General features: G+C 59.4%; 20 protein-coding genes. 13 read left to right on the forward strand and 7 right to left on the reverse strand.

Translation table 11 applies throughout. The annotated features are described in order from the left end of the window. Positions 1–51 precede the first annotated feature (51 nt). The 8 genes from RCJ00_RS03905 (at position 52) to RCJ00_RS03940 (ending at position 9,173) form a co-directional block, all read left to right on the forward strand. On the forward strand, positions 52–2,205 hold the full coding sequence (locus tag RCJ00_RS03905; protein ID WP_316220391.1) for a sensor histidine kinase: 2,154 nt from the start codon (positions 52–54) through the stop codon (positions 2,203–2,205). Further along, positions 2,202–2,849 carry a response regulator gene (locus tag RCJ00_RS03910; RefSeq protein ID WP_316220393.1) on the forward strand — a complete coding sequence of 216 codons (648 nt, stop codon included), beginning with the start codon at positions 2,202–2,204 and terminating at the stop codon, positions 2,847–2,849. The genes RCJ00_RS03905 and RCJ00_RS03910 overlap by 4 nt, the downstream gene beginning before the upstream one ends. A gap of 203 nt (positions 2,850–3,052) precedes the next feature. Further along, positions 3,053–4,606, forward strand: coding sequence for an ArnT family glycosyltransferase (locus tag RCJ00_RS03915; RefSeq protein WP_316220394.1), 1,554 nt, complete (start codon positions 3,053–3,055; stop codon positions 4,604–4,606). Positions 4,607–4,687: 81 nt separating this feature from the next. Beyond that, complete coding sequence (locus RCJ00_RS03920; RefSeq protein ID WP_316220395.1) at positions 4,688–5,095, forward strand: GntR family transcriptional regulator; 408 nt, start codon at positions 4,688–4,690, stop codon at positions 5,093–5,095. Next, positions 5,092–5,979 (forward strand): ABC transporter ATP-binding protein, encoded by an 888-nt coding sequence (locus RCJ00_RS03925; RefSeq protein WP_316220396.1) that lies wholly within the window; start codon positions 5,092–5,094, stop codon positions 5,977–5,979. Before RCJ00_RS03920 ends, RCJ00_RS03925 begins: the two co-directional genes overlap by 4 nt. Continuing rightward, complete coding sequence (locus RCJ00_RS03930) at positions 5,976–7,340, forward strand: hypothetical protein (protein ID WP_316220397.1); 1,365 nt, start codon at positions 5,976–5,978, stop codon at positions 7,338–7,340. The genes RCJ00_RS03925 and RCJ00_RS03930 overlap by 4 nt, the downstream gene beginning before the upstream one ends. 112 nt (positions 7,341–7,452) lie before the next feature. Next, entirely contained in the window at positions 7,453–8,493 is a 1,041-nt protein-coding gene (locus tag RCJ00_RS03935) for a hypothetical protein (protein WP_316220399.1), read from the forward strand. 104 nt (positions 8,494–8,597) lie between these two features. Further along, positions 8,598–9,173, forward strand: a complete 576-nt coding sequence (locus RCJ00_RS03940; RefSeq protein ID WP_316220400.1) for a hypothetical protein — start codon at positions 8,598–8,600, stop codon at positions 9,171–9,173. Between the two features lie 61 nt (positions 9,174–9,234). On the opposite strand, the gene RCJ00_RS03945 is transcribed toward RCJ00_RS03940, so the two are convergent. From RCJ00_RS03945 to RCJ00_RS03975, 7 genes are all read right to left on the reverse strand, one after another. Continuing rightward, positions 9,235–9,840, reverse strand: coding sequence for an anthrone oxygenase family protein (locus RCJ00_RS03945; RefSeq protein WP_316220401.1), 606 nt, complete (start codon positions 9,838–9,840; stop codon positions 9,235–9,237). A 109-nt stretch (positions 9,841–9,949) separates the two neighbouring features. Then, complete coding sequence (locus RCJ00_RS03950) at positions 9,950–10,273, reverse strand: low molecular weight protein tyrosine phosphatase family protein (protein ID WP_316220402.1); 324 nt, start codon at positions 10,271–10,273, stop codon at positions 9,950–9,952. A 67-nt stretch (positions 10,274–10,340) separates the two neighbouring features. Then, the gene (locus RCJ00_RS03955; RefSeq protein ID WP_316220403.1) at positions 10,341–11,033 is read right to left on the reverse strand and encodes a hypothetical protein; all 693 of its coding nucleotides are present in this window, start codon (positions 11,031–11,033) and stop codon (positions 10,341–10,343) included. Between the two features lie 137 nt (positions 11,034–11,170). Then, complete coding sequence (locus tag RCJ00_RS03960; RefSeq protein WP_316220404.1) at positions 11,171–11,677, reverse strand: DUF805 domain-containing protein; 507 nt, start codon at positions 11,675–11,677, stop codon at positions 11,171–11,173. 32 nt (positions 11,678–11,709) lie between these two features. After that, positions 11,710–12,171, reverse strand: a complete 462-nt coding sequence (locus tag RCJ00_RS03965; RefSeq protein WP_316220405.1) for a hypothetical protein — start codon at positions 12,169–12,171, stop codon at positions 11,710–11,712. Between the two features lie 25 nt (positions 12,172–12,196). Further along, positions 12,197–12,535 (reverse strand): DUF6968 family protein, encoded by a 339-nt coding sequence (locus tag RCJ00_RS03970; RefSeq protein WP_316220406.1) that lies wholly within the window; start codon positions 12,533–12,535, stop codon positions 12,197–12,199. Positions 12,536–12,594: 59 nt separating this feature from the next. After that, positions 12,595–13,008 carry a hypothetical protein gene (locus RCJ00_RS03975; protein WP_316220407.1) on the reverse strand — a complete coding sequence of 138 codons (414 nt, stop codon included), beginning with the start codon at positions 13,006–13,008 and terminating at the stop codon, positions 12,595–12,597. A gap of 340 nt (positions 13,009–13,348) precedes the next feature. Between RCJ00_RS03975 and RCJ00_RS03980 the strand changes: the two genes are divergently transcribed. The 5 genes from RCJ00_RS03980 (at position 13,349) to prfH (ending at position 19,563) form a co-directional block, all read left to right on the forward strand. Then, positions 13,349–15,079 (forward strand): CHASE2 domain-containing protein, encoded by a 1,731-nt coding sequence (locus RCJ00_RS03980; RefSeq protein ID WP_316220408.1) that lies wholly within the window; start codon positions 13,349–13,351, stop codon positions 15,077–15,079. After that, positions 15,076–15,477 (forward strand): hypothetical protein, encoded by a 402-nt coding sequence (locus RCJ00_RS03985; RefSeq protein ID WP_316220409.1) that lies wholly within the window; start codon positions 15,076–15,078, stop codon positions 15,475–15,477. Before RCJ00_RS03980 ends, RCJ00_RS03985 begins: the two co-directional genes overlap by 4 nt. Positions 15,478–15,481: 4 nt before the next feature. After that, positions 15,482–17,410, forward strand: coding sequence for a M48 family metalloprotease (locus RCJ00_RS03990; RefSeq protein ID WP_316220410.1), 1,929 nt, complete (start codon positions 15,482–15,484; stop codon positions 17,408–17,410). A gap of 420 nt (positions 17,411–17,830) precedes the next feature. Continuing rightward, on the forward strand, positions 17,831–18,940 hold the full coding sequence (locus RCJ00_RS03995; protein ID WP_316220411.1) for an RNA ligase RtcB family protein: 1,110 nt from the start codon (positions 17,831–17,833) through the stop codon (positions 18,938–18,940). Then, on the forward strand, positions 18,937–19,563 hold the full coding sequence (gene prfH, locus RCJ00_RS04000; RefSeq protein WP_316220412.1) for a peptide chain release factor H: 627 nt from the start codon (positions 18,937–18,939) through the stop codon (positions 19,561–19,563). Before RCJ00_RS03995 ends, prfH begins: the two co-directional genes overlap by 4 nt. Positions 19,564–19,604 lie beyond the last annotated feature (41 nt).

Below are 19,604 nucleotides of genomic sequence, written 5' to 3' on the forward strand. Positions count from 1 at the left end.
ATGTTATCTCTGTATCCAGGGGGCCGGGTGACCAATCACATCGTTAACTTAGTGAAGAGACTTGACGGCGCCGGCACTTGGAAATACGCGCTGATCCTGACGATTGCCGGTTTAGCGATCGTGTTCAGCATACTTGCCGCGCTTCAGGGAAAAACCTTTGACGGCGCTTACCGCCAAGGGGACCGGCTTTACGTGACAGGCCCGGACGGCGCACCTGCGGTCGTTCTGGCCTTGAGGCGACCGGACCAGGCGGTGCCGTTCCGGCTGGAGCGCTCGGATATCGTGGCCCAGGTTGACGGTGCCGAAACCTATGCCGCCTTCGACCGATACATCCAACGGCAGGGTCAACTCGTCGAAACGCTGAGCGGCCGGTCGGTCAGGGTGACAAGTGTCGTTGCCGGCACGTCGGTCGAGCTCGAAAAAGCCGTTACAGGTCTCAAACTGTCCGGCTTCAGCTACAGCTTCTGGGTATCGCTTTTGGTCGGCGTTACGGCCTTCCTCATCGGCGGCTGGGTCTGGGCGCTGAAACCCGGCGACGTTACGACCCGCACCCTGGCCGTCAACGGTTTCGGCATGCTGCTGGCCGCGGCATCCTCGGGCCCGCTGTATGCCTGGCCGGTCGCGTTGTCTCCTCAGATGATCGTCGCCAGCACGGCGCTCAACCACCTGGCCACCGTCATTTTCGGCATGACCCTTATCGGTCTGTTCCTGCAATTTCCGCAGCGTCTTGTGAGCCGCCGGCAATTCTGGCTTTGCATGGCGACAGGGATACCGGTGTTCGTACTCGACCAGTTGCGTCTGCTTGGCGGCCCCATCGGCATCCTCGCCTACTGCTTTATCGTTATCGCGCTGGTGATTATCCTGATCGGCGTCCAGTTTTATCTGTCGCGCGCGTCTCCTGGCGCGCGGGCGGCCCTGATCTGGCTTGGACTGGCGGTTATGGCGGGCGGCGGGTCGTGGGGCGTTATCGTCATGGCCTATCTGGTGCAGGGCCAGTTTCACAACATGCCGGAAAGCCTGACCTTTCTCAGCTTCTTGCTCCTGTACGGCGGCGTGGCGCTCGGGGTTGCCCGCTTCCGATTATTTGAGGTCGGCGACTGGGCCTTTCGCATATTCTTCTTCGTGGTGGCGGCTGGCCTGTTCATAGGGCTGGACGCCGGTCTGGTCTATCTGGTCGGACTTGCCAAACCGTCGGCGGTTGCCCTGTCTCTTTTGCTGATTGCCTTTGTATATCTGCCTGTCCGCGAAAAACTGTGGCGCCATTTTGTACGGGTATCGGCTCTGAACGAAAGCGAACGGCTTGCCGGTGCGCTTGACATGGCCTTCACAATAGAGCCGGCGGAGCGTCAGGCCCGGTGGCACGCCCTGCTCCACACCCTGTTCTCCCCGATGTCGATCGAAATCCTGGCGGCCGATGTGGCGCAAACGCGGCTTGAGGCGGAAGGCCTTCATATGTGCGTGCCCGGCCTGAACCACATGCCACCTCTGCGCCTGTCCTACCCGCATTCGGGACGAGGCCTGTTTTCACCACGCGACACCCGCTTGGTAGACCAACTGATCCGCCTGTCCGCAGAGGCCGCGATGGGGCTTCAGGCATATGAACGTGGCGCCGCCGAACAACGGCAACGGCTGGCGCAGGATCTGCACGACGATGTCGGCGCGAAACTTGTATCGGGACTGACAGTGGCGGATGATCGGGTACGGCCTTACATTTATGGCGCGCTCAATGATATCCGGGAAATCGCCACAGCTCTTGTTACCGAGGGTGCGCCGCTCGATCGCGTCCTGGCCGATATCAGGCATGAAACCGCGCGACGTCTCGATGTCGCAGGAATAGAGCTTGACTGGCCGCTATGGCCAGAAGAGGCCCCCTACCTTCTATTGTCCGCGCGCCAGAAAAAAGGGCTGACCTCCACCGTGCGTGAACTTGTCACCAATATCATCAAACACGCGCGCGCCACTCAGGTTACGGTTCGGATAGCCCTAGATGCATCCGGCGTTACAGGAGAGGTCGGCAATAACGGTCAGGCCTTTCCAGAGGCGGTGACAGATGGAATCTGGAACGGCCATGGGCTTAAGAATATCAGCGATCGGCTGGGTCAGCTTAACGGCGAGGTTCGGTTCCGCAACCGCGCCGAGGGTGTGGTTACGACCTTCCGATTTCCCTTGCAATCACCCGTGTTGACTATGGAAAAGCCGAGATGACAAACCAGGATCTGTGCCTGCTGGTCGAAGATCAGCCCCCGAACCAGATTCGCATGACCGAAGCCTTGAAGACCGCATTTGAAAATGTCCGGGTCGAGGTGACCGGCAGCCTTAAGGAGGCCCGGCAATGGCTGGCCGGCGCCTCGCCTGGCGCATTTACGCTGGCGGTCGTCGACCTGGGTCTTCCCGACGGATCCGGCGTCGATATCATCGCCGAAATCAGCACGGCCTTTCCCCAGGTCATCACCGTCGTTTCCAGCATTTATGACGACGATGGGCACCTGTTTGAAGCCTTGTCCGCCGGGGCCCGCGGCTACCTGCTCAAAACCCAGGAGCCGGAAATGATTGTGCACTATTTGCGGCGTATCGAGCAGGGTGAGCCGCCCCTGTCGCCCTCAATTGCGCTTCGGTTGTTAAGTCATTTCCGGACGCATCTGCGCCCGTCCAGCGAGGTTGCGCTTACAGGCCGCGAAACCGAAACCTTGGCGCTCCTGGCCCGGGGCCTGACCATTGCCGAAGTCGCGCGTCATCTTATGCTCAGCCCGCCCACCGTTGCCGGTTATGTGAAGACGATTTACCAGAAGCTGAATATTTCCTCACGGGCCGAAGCCACACTGCAGGCGGTAAAGCGTGGATTGGCGTAACGCGTTCGGGTCCTGCGTCACGCCCCGCGCTTGTCCCGCCATACCCGCCACTCGTCCCTGGACGGTTGCCACTCATCCCCGTTCGTCCCAGTCCTGCTGCCAGTAATGGCTTTGGGCTGGTCAGCTGAAAACGCAGATGGCAAGCAGGCCAAGCCTTAAGGAGACTGTTCTTTAAGGAGACTGGGCTTTAAGGAGACTGGGCCATGACACTGGAAATGACGTCGACACCGTCACGGGCGAAAATCGATTATGTGGCCGCCGGATTGGCCGCGGTGGCCTTTTGCCTGCATGCGGCGTTCGCGGGCCGTTACGACATCTTCCGGGACGAACTGTACTTCATCGTATGCGGGCAACATCCGGCCTTCGGCTATGCAGACCAGCCGCCGCTTGTGCCCCTGCTGTCTGCCGGACTCTATGCCTTGGGCCACAGCGTCTGGATGCTGCGACTTCCGGCGACCCTGGCTGCGGGCGCCCTGGCATGGATCGCGGCGCGCGCGGCGCGGTCCATGGGCGGCGACGCGGTCGCGGCGACCGGAGCGGCGATCTGCGTCACCATCGCCCCCTTGTTGATGGGAATGGCCGCCACCTTTAACACCACCGCCCTCGATCCCTTAGCCTGGACCTTGATCACGCTCTGTCTGGTTCATGCCGCCAGAACCGGCCCAAGAACCGGTGATGGCCGCGCCTTATGGCTATGCGGCCTGATCGCGGGCATCGACCTGGAAATCAAATATTCGCTGGTCCTGTGGTGTGTCTGCCTCGCCGTGGGATTACTGGCAACACCGGAACGCAAACTTCTGTTCCGAAAGGACATGTGGATCGGCATCGCGATGGCGGCCGTCATCGCCGTGCCGTCCGTAATTTGGCAAGCCCTGCACGGGTTTCCTTTCCTCGAACTGGCCGCCGCAGCCAAGGCAAAGAACGCCGAAACGCCCCCTGTGGCCTTCGTGCTCAATCAAATCCTGATCATGAGCCCCTTGCTGGCGCCAGTCTGGCTATCCGGTCTTGTCGGGCCCTTTGTTATCCACCGCCTGCGTGTCATGCGCTTTGTGCCCATCGCCTTTGTCGTTTTTGCGGTCTTCGTCATGGTGAGCCACGGCAAGGACTACTATCTGGCGGCGGCCTACCCCGTCCTGTTCATTACGGGCGCCGTGTCGATCGCCCATTGGGTCAAGCCGGTTGCCGGCCGCATCGCCCTGGCGGGATGGGTTGTCGCGGCCATCGCCTTTTCGGCTTGGATATCACCCCTGGCCCTACCGGTCCTTACGGTGCCAGAGCTGAAAACCTTTATCGAACACTTCCCCTTAAAGCCGCAACAGCAGGAAAAAAGCTTCGCGGGCACGCTCCTGCCCCAGGTCTTTGCCGACCAGTTAGGCTGGCGCGATTTCACCGATCAGGTCGGAACGGCCTGGAACCAGATCCCCGCCAGCGAACGCGCCAAAACGGCCATCAAGGTCGATAATTATGGCGAAGCCGCCGCCCTCGACATTTACGGCAAGCCCTACGGTCTGCCGCCTACGCTCAGCGGCCACAACCAGTATTATTTCTGGGGCCTGCGCGGTCAGCATCCGGTCCACCTACTGGTCGTGCAAAACCATCCGGAGCGGCTATATCCTTATTGCCAGAAGACGACCATCTACCGCACCACCTTCTCACCTGACGCGATGCACAGCGAAAACGGCAAGATCATCGCCTGGTGCCAGGGCCTTAAGGTCGATCTGGCCACCGCCTGGCCAGAGCTGAAGCATATGGACTAAACCCGTTGCTATATCGGTGGTCGCCCGACCGCGCAATAAACAGCCCTTGCCGCATCTGTGTATATACAATATACACACTATATGACCCAGTCCGGCTTCGACATCAGGTTTGGCCCCATCTCCCACGCGTCGGAAGGCGCGCTTTACGAGCAGATCGTGCTGGCGGTGAAGCGTGAGGTCGCTGCGGGGCGGCTCAAACCCGGAGAGGCGCTGCCGTCCCTGCGCGTGCTGGCCGGCGACCTGATGGTCAGCCTGATTACCGTCAAACGGGCCTACGAAGAACTGGAACGCGATGGCATCATTTACCTGCGCCAAGGCCTGGGCGCCTTTGTGACCGACGCGGGCCTGCGCCAGGTGCGTCAGGAAAAGGCCGAAGCCGCCACGGCGGCTTTGCGGGCGGCCGTACAATATGCCCGCGCCGCCGACCTGTCGGACACGGATATTCAAGCCCTATTACAGCGGATTATTGATCAGGGGGATCAGGCATGACCACGACGCCAGCGATTGAACTTAGCGACCTGTACTGCAAATCGGGCACATTCGCGTTGGGACCGATCAACACAACCGTTCCCCGTGGCTGCGTACTGGCCTTGATAGGCCCCAATGGCGCAGGCAAGACCACCCTGCTCGACCTCATCATGGGACTGGGGCGGCCAAACCGAGGCCATATCCAAATCCTGGGCCTAAGCCAGCCCGTCGATGAGGTCGCCATCAAGGCCAGGGTCGCCTACGTCAACCCGGACCTCAATTTTAACGTCTGGGGGACCGTCGGCCGCGCCATCGATTTCATTCGCGGCTTCTACCCGGACTGGGACGCCGAACGGTGCGACCGCCTGCTTAAGGCCTTCGAACTGAAACGCACCGACAAGATCCACACCCTGTCGTTTGGCGGGCGTATCAAGCTATCTCTGATTATGGCCTTGTCGCGCGCCGCCGATATCCTCCTCCTCGACGAACCGACCGTGGGTCTCGACGTCAATGCGCGACGCATACTGTTTCATGAGATTCTCGAGATCGTAAAAAATGAGAGCCGCACCGTCGTCATCTCGTCGCATCAACTGGACGATCTTGAGCGGCTGGCGGACCGATGCGCTATTCTGATCGGGGGGCAACTGATCGCCATGGCGCCCATGGATGGCCTGCTGGATCGCTACCGCCAGATCGATGGCCTGATCGAAGGCCGCGCACCCACTATCGAAGGCGTCCGCGTCCTCGCCCGACAAGACAACCGCGTCCGGCTGCTCATCGACCGCAGCCTGTGCCTCGACGATGCGCTCACCGGCTGGAACCTGCAGGTCGTCGCCGACATACCCATGACGCTCGAAGATTTGTTCGTGGCGCTTGCCGCCCACACGCCAGAGGTCGCCGCATGATGTCGCCCAATGTGCGCCGGCTGGTGCTCGATCTCTCCCCCCGGCTTCAGGTCGGGATTGGCCTGATGCTCTGGATCATCTCTGGCCTTATGGCGGCCCTGTGGATGCAAGGAAACATGTCGCCCAACTTCTTTATGATTTTTATGACCTGGTCCTTCACCCTAGGCGTCACTCAAAAAGCCAGCACATGGCGCATCTTGCCGGTGTCGGCAAAGGATTTGGGACAGGCGCAATGGTGGTGTCTGTGGGGGCTGCCTTTCCTGGCCGTCCTTATTACCGTCGGCATTGCCGCCTCTGTTGGCGCAGGCTTCGGCTGGTTGGGCGTAAGCGGGGTGGATATCTGCGTTTACGCCGGCGCCGAACTGACCTTGGTTTTTTTGATGGGGGCGATCCTGCCGGTAACACGCGTTTTGAGTTCAACCTTCGGACCGTCAGGCGCCACCACCGGCACGATCGTTTTCATCGTGACCATTTTGAGCCTGGCGTTCCGCTGGACCGGCGTTGTGGCCTTTTCCACCCTCCGACCTGAGATACTGGCCGGCACGGCCCTCTCCGTCACCTTGGCGGCGGTCGCGTACGGACTGAGCGCGCGCCTCCCGCTTGCGTTACCCAATACCCGGCGATTAAAGGCGCAGAAATCACCGGCGCCAGACCGCTCGGCTGACGCCACTAAATCCGCGACCGGCTGGAACGCCTTATTTAGGCTTGCCTTGAAAGTCGCCATGACTGTGTTGCTCATCTCGGCGGTAGTCGCTATCGCGATCGTCTTGGCCTGCGGTGTCACGCCATTGGGCGAGACCTTTGACGCCCAAGACATTCTTCAATACGTCCCACTCGTCGGAACCCTTACCGCCATCGGATATGTGCCCTTCTTGTCGCAGCGCGTACTGGCCGGATTGCCGCTCTCCGCCCTGCAACGGACGCTGATGCTCCACCTGATGTCCGTGACTACCCAATTCCCGGTGTTTGGCGCGATGATGATTGTAACGGCAATCATGAATCCCTACGCGGTGAACGTGACGTGGGTAATCGCCCGGTGCGTTTTTGTCCTGACGGCCCTGTCGTTTGCCGCCGCCATGATTCCCGTGGCGCTCAGATTTGGCCAGAAAAACGTCCTTTGGTTCTACGGCCTTGCCGCAACGCCTGGAGCGTTCGGGATGGTCGCGCTGAATAGCCTGGACGCGGGGGAACCGACCTGGCTAGGGATCGATATGGCCTATGTGCCGACTCTTCTCACCCTGACTGTCCTGGCGATTTACGGGCTCGGCGTGATCTGGACCTATCTGGAACTGGCCTTTGGCCGCGCGGCCTACCGCCACCAGCCCTTGGCGCCGACGGCGTGGCGAGGCAGCGGATCGTAACGCCCAGACCCTATGAGTATTCTCTGGACGCGGTGCGCGATATTCCTTTGACAAGGCGGCGTTTGGTGGTGTGAACTCGTTTCATCTGTTTGCAATTCGGGAGGGGAAAACCATGACGGCTATCGCGAAAACAATTGCGTTTGCGCTGACGGCGATGGCGCTTGGGTCAGGTCAGATCGCCGTCGCCCAGATAGTGCCCCAGACACCGACCCAGGCACCGACCCAGCCCCAGACGCCTGTGACGGCGACGAAGACCGCGACCCTCGACGTGCACGATATCGCCGGCGACTTCCTGACCTTCTGGGATGCGACCCAGGACAAACCGATGCCGGAACGCGTGGCGATCTTCAAACGTGACGTAGCGTCGAAATTCCCCAGCTTCTACGGTATCGACCGCTTCGGCGGCAAGGCGACCTGGGCGTTCCGCGACGGCACGATCGAGACGTCTATCACGGCGTTCGGCCCTATCCGCGACGCCTACGCCGCCAAGGTCGCGGCCATCGCCAAAGATCTGCCGCGCAATACCGAGGTCTTCATGCAGGCCTTCCCCGATTTTCATCCGGATAGCCCGGTGTGGATTCTCCATTCGCTCGGCGAAATGGATGGCGGCACGCGTGAGATCGACGGCAAATCGGTCCTGGTCTTCGGCGTCGATGGCATGGTGAAATACCACAATGCCAACGTCCATGACGAATCCGCCTTCTTCCACCATGAGCTGTTCCACATCTACCACCAGCCCCGCCTCGGCCCCTGCGCGGAGACCTGGTGTTCCCTGTGGCGCGAAGGCCTGGCGGTCTATGTGTCGTCGAAACTCGATCCCACTGCCAACGAAGACGAACTTCTGCTGATCCTGCCGGACAACATGGCGGCGGCGACGCGTGCCAAACTGCTGCCGTCCCTGCTGGCCCTGAAGGCGGTTATGATGACGCAGGATCAGGCGGCCTATGCCGACCTGTTCCAGTTCGGCGGCCCCAAGGTGTCGGACCTGCCGCAACGCCGCGGCTATTATCTCGGCTTCCTGGTGGCGCAAGAGCTGGGGCAAACCTATGACCTGCATACCCTGGCCAATATGCCCGCCGCCCAGGTCCAGCCCCTCGTCGCCAAGGCGGTCGATCAGTTGATCGCCCGGGCCAGCCACCAGACCGGCGGATAGGGATATAGATCGCCCTCCCCCCTCACCCTTTCGCGCAAAACCCGCACTTGGCTTGACCGACGATTTCCGGTGTGCACAAGTCTCACAACCGTGGGGGTTGAGCGATGCAGGATTGGCCTTTTACCGCCTTTTTTAAGCTGGCGACGTCAAATGAAGGTAAGGCAGTGTTCTTCTGGCTGTCGTGCGCCTTCCTCTTGGCCCTGGCTGTCCCAGTTGCATTTATCTTGCGCAAAACTCGACATTCCTTGGTACTTAGAGAGCCGTTTTTTTGCACCTGGCTATGGCTCATCTCAATTTTTTCTGGGGCGCAATACGGATTCATCGGCATTTTACAGGGGGATTTAGCCAAGGATTTTGTTCCGTGGATCGGCTTGATCCTGGGGTTTAGCTTGCCGGCGGGTGTTCTTCTGGTTGCCGGCTTGCAAAAGCGTGTCTTGGTCACCGAGGATCAAATCATCGTTTTTTACTTACTGAGACAACATATGCGTATCCAATGGAAGGACGTGACATCGATAAGACGATCCAACAATTCTGTTCAGATCGTCTGCTCCAGAGGAAACAAAGAATTCAGACTGGCCTCTATAAATTTGAGCTGGGCTAACGTCGTTGAATTCTTAAATTTAGCCCAATTAAAAGGTATAAATCTATTCGGCTTTGAAATGGCCAGCAACAATCCGTAGTGGCAGGCTCTGAAATGGTTTGTTGCTTTAGCAAAACTCCAAATCGTGCTTCGGTATTCGGTCAAATATTACTGACGAAGTAGATGACGAACGCCACCGCCAGCGCGACAAACACGCCCAGGGCAAGCTTTACCCAAAGCGGATCGCGCGGGGCGGATTTTTCGGGAAACGGCAGGCCAAAGGCGCGCAACGACGCCAGCAAAGACACGGCGGCAACCGCAATTCGCCCCCAATCCAGCCACACCCATTGCCGGCCCAGGGCTACAACGTCGGCGGCGCTTAAGTTTGGCACGCGTTCGGGGTGGTGGGCAAAGTACCACAAGGACGCATTCATCGGCCAGAACACAACAACGGTAAACACCAAGGCCGCGAAGATGCCCAGGGCGGGCACAACCAGATACACGCGGTAGCGCCACGGGGTTCGCCATCCCGATATCGTGGCCCCGAAATTGCTGATCAGAAGCAGCGCCGATACCGGTATGAAAAAGCTTCCCGTATCGATCGGGAAATCCTTGCCATAGGGCAGGTAACGCAGCGAGTCCGGCACGGCATGGTTCCACGCCCCGGCCAGGACCACCGTATCAAAGACCTTGGCCCCCAGAAGGAAGCCACCCCCGATGACCGACACCCAAAGGAATAGGCGCGTAAGGCGATGGCTTAAAGTCATATCCTGGTCCTCGTTCGGTTTGATGTGCGTGGGTCGCCCGCAAAGAAACAGCGCGCGAACATATGTACACCCGTTATTCGAATTTGCCTCGGTTATTTGCGCCTCCCGCTTATCGCAGGTGCGGCGTCACACGCGCTTTCAGGAGGGTAATGAGTTCCGGCTGCATGTATTCGAAGTCATCTGGGATGTTCAGGCAGATGACGCGCGCAGATTTCAGGTACGCCCTATATGTCTGGCTCAGTTTGCTGCGGTGGGCCTTTTCCATGACAAAAACTAGGTCAATGTCTTCGAAATGCTCGGGCGACAAGGGATCGACGGCGTCATTGTTCAAACCGGCTGAGCGGGCCTCGACATTTGGATACTGGGAAAACACCTGCTCCGCGGTGGGAGAGCGTAACCGGTTTGCCGAACAGATAAACAATAGTCTTTGCATCCGATCACGCTAACCCACAGGGCCGACGGCGACAAGGTAGGCGAAGGCGTGCCAATTTCTCCTAAAATCAGCGACTGCCGACATTTCGAGGCGGATAGATGATGTCCTCGCTTTTTTCAGGGTCAAATCCGCGACACTGCTTACCCGCGACAGGCGATCCCAGGCAGTAGTCCGCATACCCCTCATCAAAGCGGCAATTGTTGTCATCCACCGCCTCTCCAATGCCCTCTATTCTGGGGTCATCAGAGAATATGTAAGTATAAAAGCGACGGCCATTAACAGTCCCGCAGACGGCGTCATAGCCTTTGAACATGGCAATGTTAGAGGAAACGGATTTAACTTTGGCGGTCAAATTGACTTTAGTCGTATGAAAAGGCGGACAAAATTGACCCGTTTGCCCCATGCTGTCAGATACCAATTGCAAAGCGTCAGGCCGATTTGCAAACCGGCTCGCAATCTTCTCGTCAGCTATATATTTAACCACTTCCTCACACATATCATAACGCATAAGCGCATAGGCATAATGCCTTTTGTAGACGAACCCGCCGGCATCAGCCATCTTCTTTAGCAACAACAGGTGATCAGCCTGGCTAAGCTTTTTTGAGTTGTAATTTATATACATAAACATCTCATCGTAATATTTTACATTGCCCTTCAAAAACTCACTTTTTAAAAATTCAGGCGAATGATTTACATGTTTTCTCTGCGCAGACAGAATAATATAGCCACCTAAAATGGCGAGACTGATCACGGCGATCACAGCCACCGCATATAATCTGATATCTCGCCTCATCATCATTAGGTTGAGCCCCCATCGCCCGCTTCAGTATATCTCAGTTCCGGGTGACCAGACTCAGATCATCATTGCTGGGGCCGAATGGACTGCTCACCAGCGCGTTATTGCGCCGGACTTGCCGATGCAACGGCGCGACCACGCGGTTTGGCCAAGCCCACGGACAAGGCCCAGAAAAACGATAAGGGTCCGGGCAAACCCGTCAAAGGGCCAATACCAAAGAGAAACGTAAACGCTTCGAAGCCATCAGCATCCCCACAGTTATCAAACCCAGTAAGCTGACATTCTGCTCGCGCGTCAATGGCGGCAGGCGCCAGGTAAAGGGCCACAACAGTCATTACGGTATAAACCGCCAGCAAAAAAAGCACATGAGCCCATAGCATTCCGGCGTCCCTCAGCCTGCGGACATACATGGACACCTGCTGCACCAGCACAGGCAAACGGAAAGGCAGGATCACCAGTGTCGCCGTCAGCACCCCCTCATCCCCATCTATCCTAAGCCAGATACTCGCAAGACAAATGGAGATGACAAAAAGCACCAACCAGTTGAGCCAGAAGGCTTTTCGATTAAGCCGGCTTTTCAGGCTGAAAAGATGTAAAATTGACTGCATGGCCCCCATCATCGCGCGCTGTCGTATATATCTCAGTTTCGGGTGACCATACTCAGATCGTCATTGCTGGGGCCGAATGGACTGCTCACCAGCGCGTTGAGAATCGCATGGCCAAAAAAGAAGATGATCCCGATTGCGACCATCGCCCCCAGGATTTGGAAAGCCAGGAGGGGTAAATGAGCCGGGGTAAAACGGCCCCGGCTAAAGGCATTCTCCCCATAGGCCCTGTAGGCGATTAATATACCCACCATCAGAATGCACCAGAGTGGAATATACAGATGCGACGCCGTCGACTGCATGGCGTTAAAGTAAGTCAAACGGCCATGTTCGATATACCCATAGATGAAGTCGCCCCGCGGTGTTCGGGGTCCGCTGACTTGCCATTTGTCAACGAAGTGGGAAAGTGCGAACCAACTGGCTACAGCGCCACCGCTAATCAATCCCCCAACGGCAACCAAAAACCGGTTCGGTGCTGTCTCAGATCTCGCCGTCATCGTCCCCCCTCATGTCCCGGCAAGGCTAGCCGTCTACGCCTTTTGGGTCGGAGACTTGATGCTCCAGGCCATAAAAAGCGGGCAAACCCAGATCACCCTCTTTGGTCGCGTCTTTCCAGTGCAAACCCTGATCGCGGTTATTCCTAATCCCGCTCAGCAGCATTTCAATGGTTTTCATGGCATTAAACAAGGCCTCCAATGGGTCTAAACCGGGCGCCCGCCGAATATTTTCGTCGCCAATTTTAAACCAACAAAACATGGGCACACTTGACTCATCTGGCGCCCAAATCTTGACAGGCAACTCCCGCCCGTCTCCGTAATGGTACGTCCTTATAAAGGTTGGCACTTCTAATATATCTTCCACTGTCTACCTCCCGAAAACCAAGATTGCTGCATAAGACTAACCGCCATCGAGAAGGCGAATTAGCTGTCCTCACGCTTGGGCGTCTGAACGGTCGCAAGCAGGAGGGCAGCCGGGAGTGAGGCGATTTCGATCACGCCCAATAGCAGCCAGTCGCCATCCAAATATGCGTGAGGGCTCAGAATGCCAACGATCGTCAACATCAATCCCGCTAAACCTGCCCGGGAACGCATCCTGACCTTCCCGCCAATCCACCGCGTCAACTTAACAATGCCAGCCGTCAGCCCAAACCCAACACCGACAGCAACCGGACTTAATACAATTAAGGCCGCCGCGTTGATGCCATTTAAGCCGCTAAGGCCCGGCGTTTCTTCGAGGGCGATAAACGCCAGGGGTGGCAGAGCGCAGGACAGCCACCGTCCCTTCAAATAGACCGACGACTGAAAGAATGACCGAGCCGTCGGTTGTTGGGGCATGGCGACTCCGAAAGATAAACGTGAGTTGGAATATTAGTCCGGCATTAAAGGCAAGATTCAGGGCGAGATGGCCGATCCGGTCAATCGACACGCCAATCACATGTTCAATACGCTGGCCTTAAGGATGACGCCCTCCGCCCAGACGGAAATTTTAAGCGCGTGCATTCGTAAATGATAGTGAAAAAATAGTTAATCCCTGGGTTGCATAGCCTCAAAATCTGCCTTACGCCTGTAATATCACCGTTACATTTTGTGGCGTTTGAGGAGCGTATCGACGTTTAGATTTTAATGCACGCGGCAACGCCCGGGGGGTTTGGGGGTGTATCTACGTATCTTAATTGTGAGCCTGCTCACCGCCTTGTCGGCTTTTGCCATATCCAAGCTGGATCTGTTCAGCCTCGACAGCGCCTCCGACGCCGTAAGCGATGCGGTCATCCAACGCATTATGGCCCCAGCCTATGGACACAGCGGACGCGGCCAGGCGCTCGTGTCGGTCATTACAATCGACGACACCAATGTGGCCAACCTCCACAAAGACATGGAGGTTCAGGATTGGCCGCCTTCCTATACCGACTACGCCAATATCATCGCGCGGATACGCGACGCGGCGGGTGATGGGGAGGCCAATAGGCCGCGCGCGATTTTCCTCGATTTTACCTTCTTCGGCGACCTGCGCGACCTCTCTCAGGAGTCTCAGTCGGCCTGTTCGGCGGTTCTGGCCGAAGGCGCCCCCTACCGCAGCGAACAGGCCGCAGAGTGCGGCCATTGGGCCCTGCTGCAGGAAATCGAGATCAGCACCCAGGCCGACAAATGGCGCCATCTGCCGGCCTGCCACGCCAGCGATTTCGCCAAACTGGCCTGCATCGTCAAAACGGGCGGCACGCCGGTCATGGTGGGCCGGCCGGCAAAAGACATGTCCCCCATGACGACTGAGCTTCAGGCCAAACTGGCCGAACGCACCGTTGTCGCCGACGTCACCTTCGATAAAGGCGCCTACCCTATGCCGACCCTGGAAGGCGATTTACGCTCACCACAGCTGTCGGACCTGAGTCCGGCCGCGGCGCTCTATGCCGCTTATTGCCTGGCGCCCGCTTCGGCGTGCGAGCCTTTTAACGCGGTCGCCGGCGCCAGCCCCCTGGACCTGGAAACCGGCGCAACCCCCGCGACCTGGCCGCAAGACTTTTCCCGTCCTCTCAGTATCGTGTGGGGTGCGCGCCCGGCACCGGGACAATCCCACCTGAACACGCGCTACAACAACCGGTTTACCTGTACCGTGCCGGAAATAGGGTTGCCGATTTTGGGATATGTCGATCGGATCGTCCGGTCGGTGCTTAATATCGATCCGTCGCAGCCCGACTGTTACTATAGCCGCAGCTACCCCTATCATGCGCTGAACCTGCTCACGCCGGAACAGGCCAAGGACCTACTGAAGGACAGGCTTGTGATCATCGGCCCCAACTTCACGCGCGGGTCCGACCTGCACGACAGCCCCCTCAAAGGAGCCGTTCCGGGCGCATTTATCCACGCGATGGCGCTCGACAACCTCATTGAATATGGCAAACACTACCGCAAGGTCGCCGTGCCCGTGTTGGACGGCGGCAAAATCCTGGAAACCGGCCTTCTGTTCTGTCTTCTGGTCCTGGGCCATTGGGGCGCCCTGCGCCGCCACCATCTGGACGAGGCATCGCCGGAGGGTGAGGCGCCGCTGGCGGCGGCCCTGCGGCTCTATGGCGTTCTCCTCGGCATCAGCCTGCTTCTGATCATTACCGTCGTCGCCATCGGCATCTGGGGGCTGCGTGAGGAGCCCATCAACTGGCTCGGCGTCGGCGCCACGGCGCTAACCTTAGGATTGCTGCAACGCCAGCAACCCGTGGGCGAAGACATGTTGCGCCTTCTCGACCGGGGACCGTTCGGCAGCCACCTCGCCTCAGATTTACGCCGCCTGCGCGCCTGGTTCGACATCGAAAGCGGCGTGCGTGCCGCGCGGGCCGAAGCCGCCTGCCCTAGCCCCCCTATTCCCACTACCCCGCCTATCCCCCCCTCCCCCCAAGCCAAGGAGCCGACACAATGAAAGCCCATTTCCTGTTCCTCGCCGCCATGCTCTCCCTGGGGGCAGCCACAGCATCCGCGCAAGCCGCTCTGGCCGCCGATTCACCGCCCCACATCGCCGGTTTCACCATGGTGGAAACCAAACTCTACGATGCGGATGGAAAGTTCATCGAACGGCGTAAAACCAGCCTGCTGCCGAAACCGCCGCTACAGATCGTGGATGCGAAGCCAGAACTGAATATGGTGGCGTTCATGTTAGACGGAAAGCGTGTTTACGTCTTGGAAGGCCAGGTGGAAATCCCGGGCATTGCCTGCCCGGAAACAACCGTTTTGGCCTGGATTCCGCCCGGTCGCTCGAACGGGGCTGAGAACGCCGGGTCGGGCGAAGGCCGCATCGGTTGCGTCCTGAAGTCGAACTGACCCCATGCGCACACCTGTCTTTTTGCCCTTTCTTCCGCCCCTGATCCTCGGCGGCCTTCTGCTGCCCGCAAGCGCGCTGACCGCTCCCAAAACGGCGGCCAAACCGGTTGCGGCCGCGCCTGCCGTTGTCGCCGCCCCGGTCCGCCCGCCTGCGGACTGGTCGGACTATGGCTGTCAGACCCAGAAAGCCGGGCTCATGGGCTCGCTGAAGAACGCCGGCAGCGCCACGATGAAGCAGATTAAGAAGGTCGCCGGCAAGTACACGGTCAATGGCGCCAATGGCAAATATGTGTGTCAGGTCTCAGCCCGTAAAATCGACCCCGGGGCGCTGAAGGACCCCACCACGCGCAATACCTTCAGCGCGACCAGCCGGGGCGAATATCAGGATCGCCAGCTCGATTTACCGCTGGTGACCGCCCAGTTGCAGACCATAGTCGATGCCATTGCCGCCCAATGGCCCGGCGTGAAACCGGAACAGGTCAAGGTGCGGATTGTCGGCACGAACGTCTATCAGGCCGAAGCCCTGCCCGATAACTCAATCAAGGTGCATCTGGGCCTCCTCGTTCAGGCCAAAAGCGAAAGCGAGATCGCCTTCATCCTGGCGCACGAATACGCCCATATCGCCTTAGGCCACCTCAATCGCAACGACAGCCTCCAGGCGCAGAACGCCCTGATCAGTGCGCTGTCGGACGGCTATTATTACGGCACCAAGCTGTCCCAGGCGCGCTGGAACGAAATCAGCAACCAGTTTGTCATCAAGGACCAGGCCGCGATTACCGATGCCCGGCTTGAAGCCGCCGATCGCAGTCAACAACTCCGGCTCGTCCTCGATGTCCTGGTCACGCCGGTCTGGAAACGCAGCCAGGAAGATGAGGCCGACACCCTGGGCTACGACCTGGCCACCCGCGCCGGCTACAATGTCGCCGGTACCGTCGGTGTGGCGTTTCAGACCATGGCCCAGTCCGAAGGACAACAAAAAAGCCTGAGCGAAAAGATCAAAACCGATCTGGAAACCAGCCTTGCGACGGCGACCGAAACCCAAGCCAAGGCGGCGGCGGCGCTGATCGCCGAAGGCAAGCTCAATGAGACGGCGCTGAAAAGCGAAACCGACAAGACCTGGGCAAGCTTTAACCACGATGCGCGTCAGCGCGTAACCACCTCCCTCAAAGGCGTTCTGACCCGCACCCACAGATTGCCCGAAGAGCGCGCGGTCGGCCTGGACGCATATGCCACGGCAGCCTACGGCGACGGCGATGCCGTTTCAGCGGTCACGCCTTGGCTGGGCACCTTGCGCAAATCCGCAGAATATTCAGACGGCGCCGCCGTCGTGGCGGCGGTCGATGCGGCGTCCGCGGCGCGCGCCGAGAACAATCTGGCTGAGGCCAAAAAATACATCGCCAAGGCCGAAGCGACCAGCTTTCGCAACACCCCCATGGTGCTGAACGAACGGGCACGCATTCTCAAACGCGAGAAGAAATATGCCGAGGCCGACGCCAAGTTCCGCGCCGCCCATCTGCTCCCCGGCCAATCGGTTGAGGCCTTCCAGGATCACGTGGACCTGCTTCTGATCATGCGCCGCTGGGCCGATGCGGAAACGCAGGCAAACGCCGCCGTTGCCCGGTTCGGCGACAAGAAACCGTTTCTCCCCGCCTATGTCTCCGTCCGGTTCGCCACCGGCAAGCAGGACGAAGCCGTCCGCACCCTGGTCGATTGCGTGTCCACCGAAAACCCGGAACTCAAGCAAGCCTGCATCAACAGCGCCCCGCATCCCGACGATGCCGCCTTCAAACGCCTTACGCCCGCCAACCAGGAAAGCATCATCCTGGCCCGCGGCAAGGTCAACGATCAAAAGTCCGTCGACCGCGCCCATAATATGCTCACGACCTTCCTGACACGGGCAGATACAGCCAATAAGGACACGACACCGGATTGAATTGGCCACGCGTGGCTATCTGGCTGCGGGCGCACGGCAATGCGGATATAGTCAACCCACTCAAGGCAGGTTAGCGGAGGCAACGACCAAGGCGGGTCCAGAGCATATAATACCAAATCGGGTTGATTTCTGCGGCACAATCTCTTATGAGGCCGGATAGCCAGTCCCGGCGTGTCCCTGAATTCGGAAAGGAGAAAATCATGCGAGCAACGTTCCTCAATCTCGAAATCGATTTCCCTATCCATACGCTTCAGGAACAGATTGCATGGGCAATTTCCTGTCGGGCGCAAACGCACGCCTGACCCTATTTAGCCGCGCACTGAGCGCTGCTTCTTTTCACTCTTCTAACTATCGACACATGGATGGCCGCCGCGCCTTCCACTCAACTGACGTGCGCCACGCACGGACGGGAGGCCACGCATGAAAACATGTTGTGAACTCACCCTGATTGGGCATGACCCGGCGCGTTTCGATCCCATAGCCCTGGATCAGCTCGATGCCACGGCCCGTCTTGACGGCATGGGCCGGGTCGTCGGCCTGCCCGACCTCCATGCCGGCAACGGTATCGCCGTGGGCGCGGCCTTCTGGTCACCCGACCGCATATGGCCGCACCTGGTCGGCAGCGATATCGGCTGCGGGATGGCGCTGTGGGAAACCAGCCTGGCGGTGCGCAAGTTCCGCGTGGGTCAGGTGGAACGCAAGCTCCATGGCCTAGACGATCCCTGGGACGGATCGGTCGAAGACGCCCTGGCCGCGGCGGGCCTGCCTATCGACCTGGCCAGCCCGGGTCTCGGCACGATCGGCGGCGGCAACCACTTCGTCGAGTTTCAGCGCATCGAGGACATCCATGCGCCGGAACGGTTTGTGGCCCTCAATCTCAGCGACGACCGTGTCTGGATGATGGTTCATAGCGGGTCGCGCGGCTTGGGCCAGGCGATCCTCCAGGCACAGATGGCCATGACCGGCAAGCTGGGCCTGCTGGCCACCCGCCCCGAAGCCAAGGCGTACCTGCTGCGGCACGATCAGGCCGTGGCGTGGGCCGTCGTGAACCGAACCATAATCGCGGAACGGTTCCTGAACGCCATCGGTCTGTCCGGCCGCCGCTGTCTCGACATCGTCCACAACAGCGTGACCGAACACCGCACGGGCTGGCTCCACCGCAAGGGGGCGGCGCCGGCCGATCGCGGCCTCATCGTCATCCCCGGATCGAGAGGCGATTTCAGCTATCTGGCCGAACCCGTGCTGGACGGCGGAGATAAGGCGCTGTTTTCACTGGCCCACGGCGCCGGGCGAAAATGGAGCCGTAACGACGCCCATGCCCGCCTGTCGCGTCGCTTCCGGGTGGCCGACTTGCAGCGCACAAAGCTGTCCAGCCATGTCATCTGCGAAGACCGCCGCCTCATCTACGAGGAAGCTCCGGAGGCTTACAAGGATATAGCCGGCGTCATCGCCGATCTTGAGGACGCAGGCCTTATCCGTGTCATCGCCCGGCTCCGGCCGTTGCTCAGCTACAAAACGAGGGCCCAATGACGGACATCATTCTGCATCTAACCTCCGGCAAGGGCCCGGAAGAGTGCCGGTGGGTGGTGGCCCGCCTGGCCCAGGCCTTCACGCGCGAAGGGGCCAAGCAAGGATTGACCTGCGAGGTTCTGGAGGCAGAGGACGACCTGCCGACCTCTCTGCTGTTGCGGGTGAGCGGTGATGAGGCCCAGGCGTTTGCTAACGACCGAATGGGCACCATCCTGTGGGTGGGCGACAGCCCCTTTCGCCCGGGGCACAAACGGCGCAACTGGTTCGTGGGGGTGGCGCCTGCGCCCTCCCCCGACACCGTGCCCGATTTGCGCGAAGACGACATTGCGTTTCAAACCATGCGGGCCAGTGGCCCGGGCGGACAGCATGTCAACAAGACCGACAGCGCCGTTCGGGCGACCCACCGCCCTACCGGCCTGGTCGTGACGGCGCAGCAACAGCGATCCCAGCACGCAAACCGCAAACTGGCGACGCTGAAACTCGCCATACTGCTCGAAGACCGCCGCGCCGGGGCCCGCAAGGAAGCGCAGCTTGAACAGTGGTCAGCCCACCAGAACCTGGAACGCGGCAACCCGGTGCGCACCTATACCGGCCCGCTTTTCCAACTCAAGCGCGCCAAATAGCGTGCCAGCTGTCGTGGGACGCACCACCGCCCGCGACAGCC

This window comes from Asticcacaulis aquihabitans, from assembly GCF_032490435.1.
GTDB lineage: Bacteria > Pseudomonadota > Alphaproteobacteria > Caulobacterales > Caulobacteraceae > Asticcacaulis.

Excerpts from the sequence above, each read along its gene's own strand:
- RCJ00_RS03940 (WP_316220400.1), top strand. The coding sequence starts at position 8,598 with ATGCAGGATTGGCCTTTTACCGCCTTTTTTAAGCTGGCGACGTCAAAT.
- RCJ00_RS03965 (WP_316220405.1), bottom strand. The coding sequence starts at position 12,171 with ATGACGGCGAGATCTGAGACAGCACCGAACCGGTTTTTGGTTGCCGTT.
- prfH (WP_316220412.1), top strand. The coding sequence starts at position 18,937 with ATGACGGACATCATTCTGCATCTAACCTCCGGCAAGGGCCCGGAAGAG.
- RCJ00_RS03915 (WP_316220394.1), top strand. The coding sequence starts at position 3,053 with ATGACACTGGAAATGACGTCGACACCGTCACGGGCGAAAATCGATTAT.
- RCJ00_RS03935 (WP_316220399.1), top strand. The coding sequence starts at position 7,453 with ATGACGGCTATCGCGAAAACAATTGCGTTTGCGCTGACGGCGATGGCG.
- RCJ00_RS03930 (WP_316220397.1), top strand. The coding sequence starts at position 5,976 with ATGATGTCGCCCAATGTGCGCCGGCTGGTGCTCGATCTCTCCCCCCGG.
- RCJ00_RS03960 (WP_316220404.1), bottom strand. The coding sequence starts at position 11,677 with ATGCAGTCAATTTTACATCTTTTCAGCCTGAAAAGCCGGCTTAATCGA.
- RCJ00_RS03945 (WP_316220401.1), bottom strand. The coding sequence starts at position 9,840 with ATGACTTTAAGCCATCGCCTTACGCGCCTATTCCTTTGGGTGTCGGTC.
- RCJ00_RS03920 (WP_316220395.1), top strand. The coding sequence starts at position 4,688 with ATGACCCAGTCCGGCTTCGACATCAGGTTTGGCCCCATCTCCCACGCG.
- RCJ00_RS03990 (WP_316220410.1), top strand. The coding sequence starts at position 15,482 with ATGCGCACACCTGTCTTTTTGCCCTTTCTTCCGCCCCTGATCCTCGGC.
- RCJ00_RS03995 (WP_316220411.1), top strand. The coding sequence starts at position 17,831 with ATGAAAACATGTTGTGAACTCACCCTGATTGGGCATGACCCGGCGCGT.
- RCJ00_RS03950 (WP_316220402.1), bottom strand. The coding sequence starts at position 10,273 with ATGCAAAGACTATTGTTTATCTGTTCGGCAAACCGGTTACGCTCTCCC.
- RCJ00_RS03910 (WP_316220393.1), top strand. The coding sequence starts at position 2,202 with ATGACAAACCAGGATCTGTGCCTGCTGGTCGAAGATCAGCCCCCGAAC.
- RCJ00_RS03985 (WP_316220409.1), top strand. The coding sequence starts at position 15,076 with ATGAAAGCCCATTTCCTGTTCCTCGCCGCCATGCTCTCCCTGGGGGCA.
- RCJ00_RS03925 (WP_316220396.1), top strand. The coding sequence starts at position 5,092 with ATGACCACGACGCCAGCGATTGAACTTAGCGACCTGTACTGCAAATCG.
- RCJ00_RS03975 (WP_316220407.1), bottom strand. The coding sequence starts at position 13,008 with ATGCCCCAACAACCGACGGCTCGGTCATTCTTTCAGTCGTCGGTCTAT.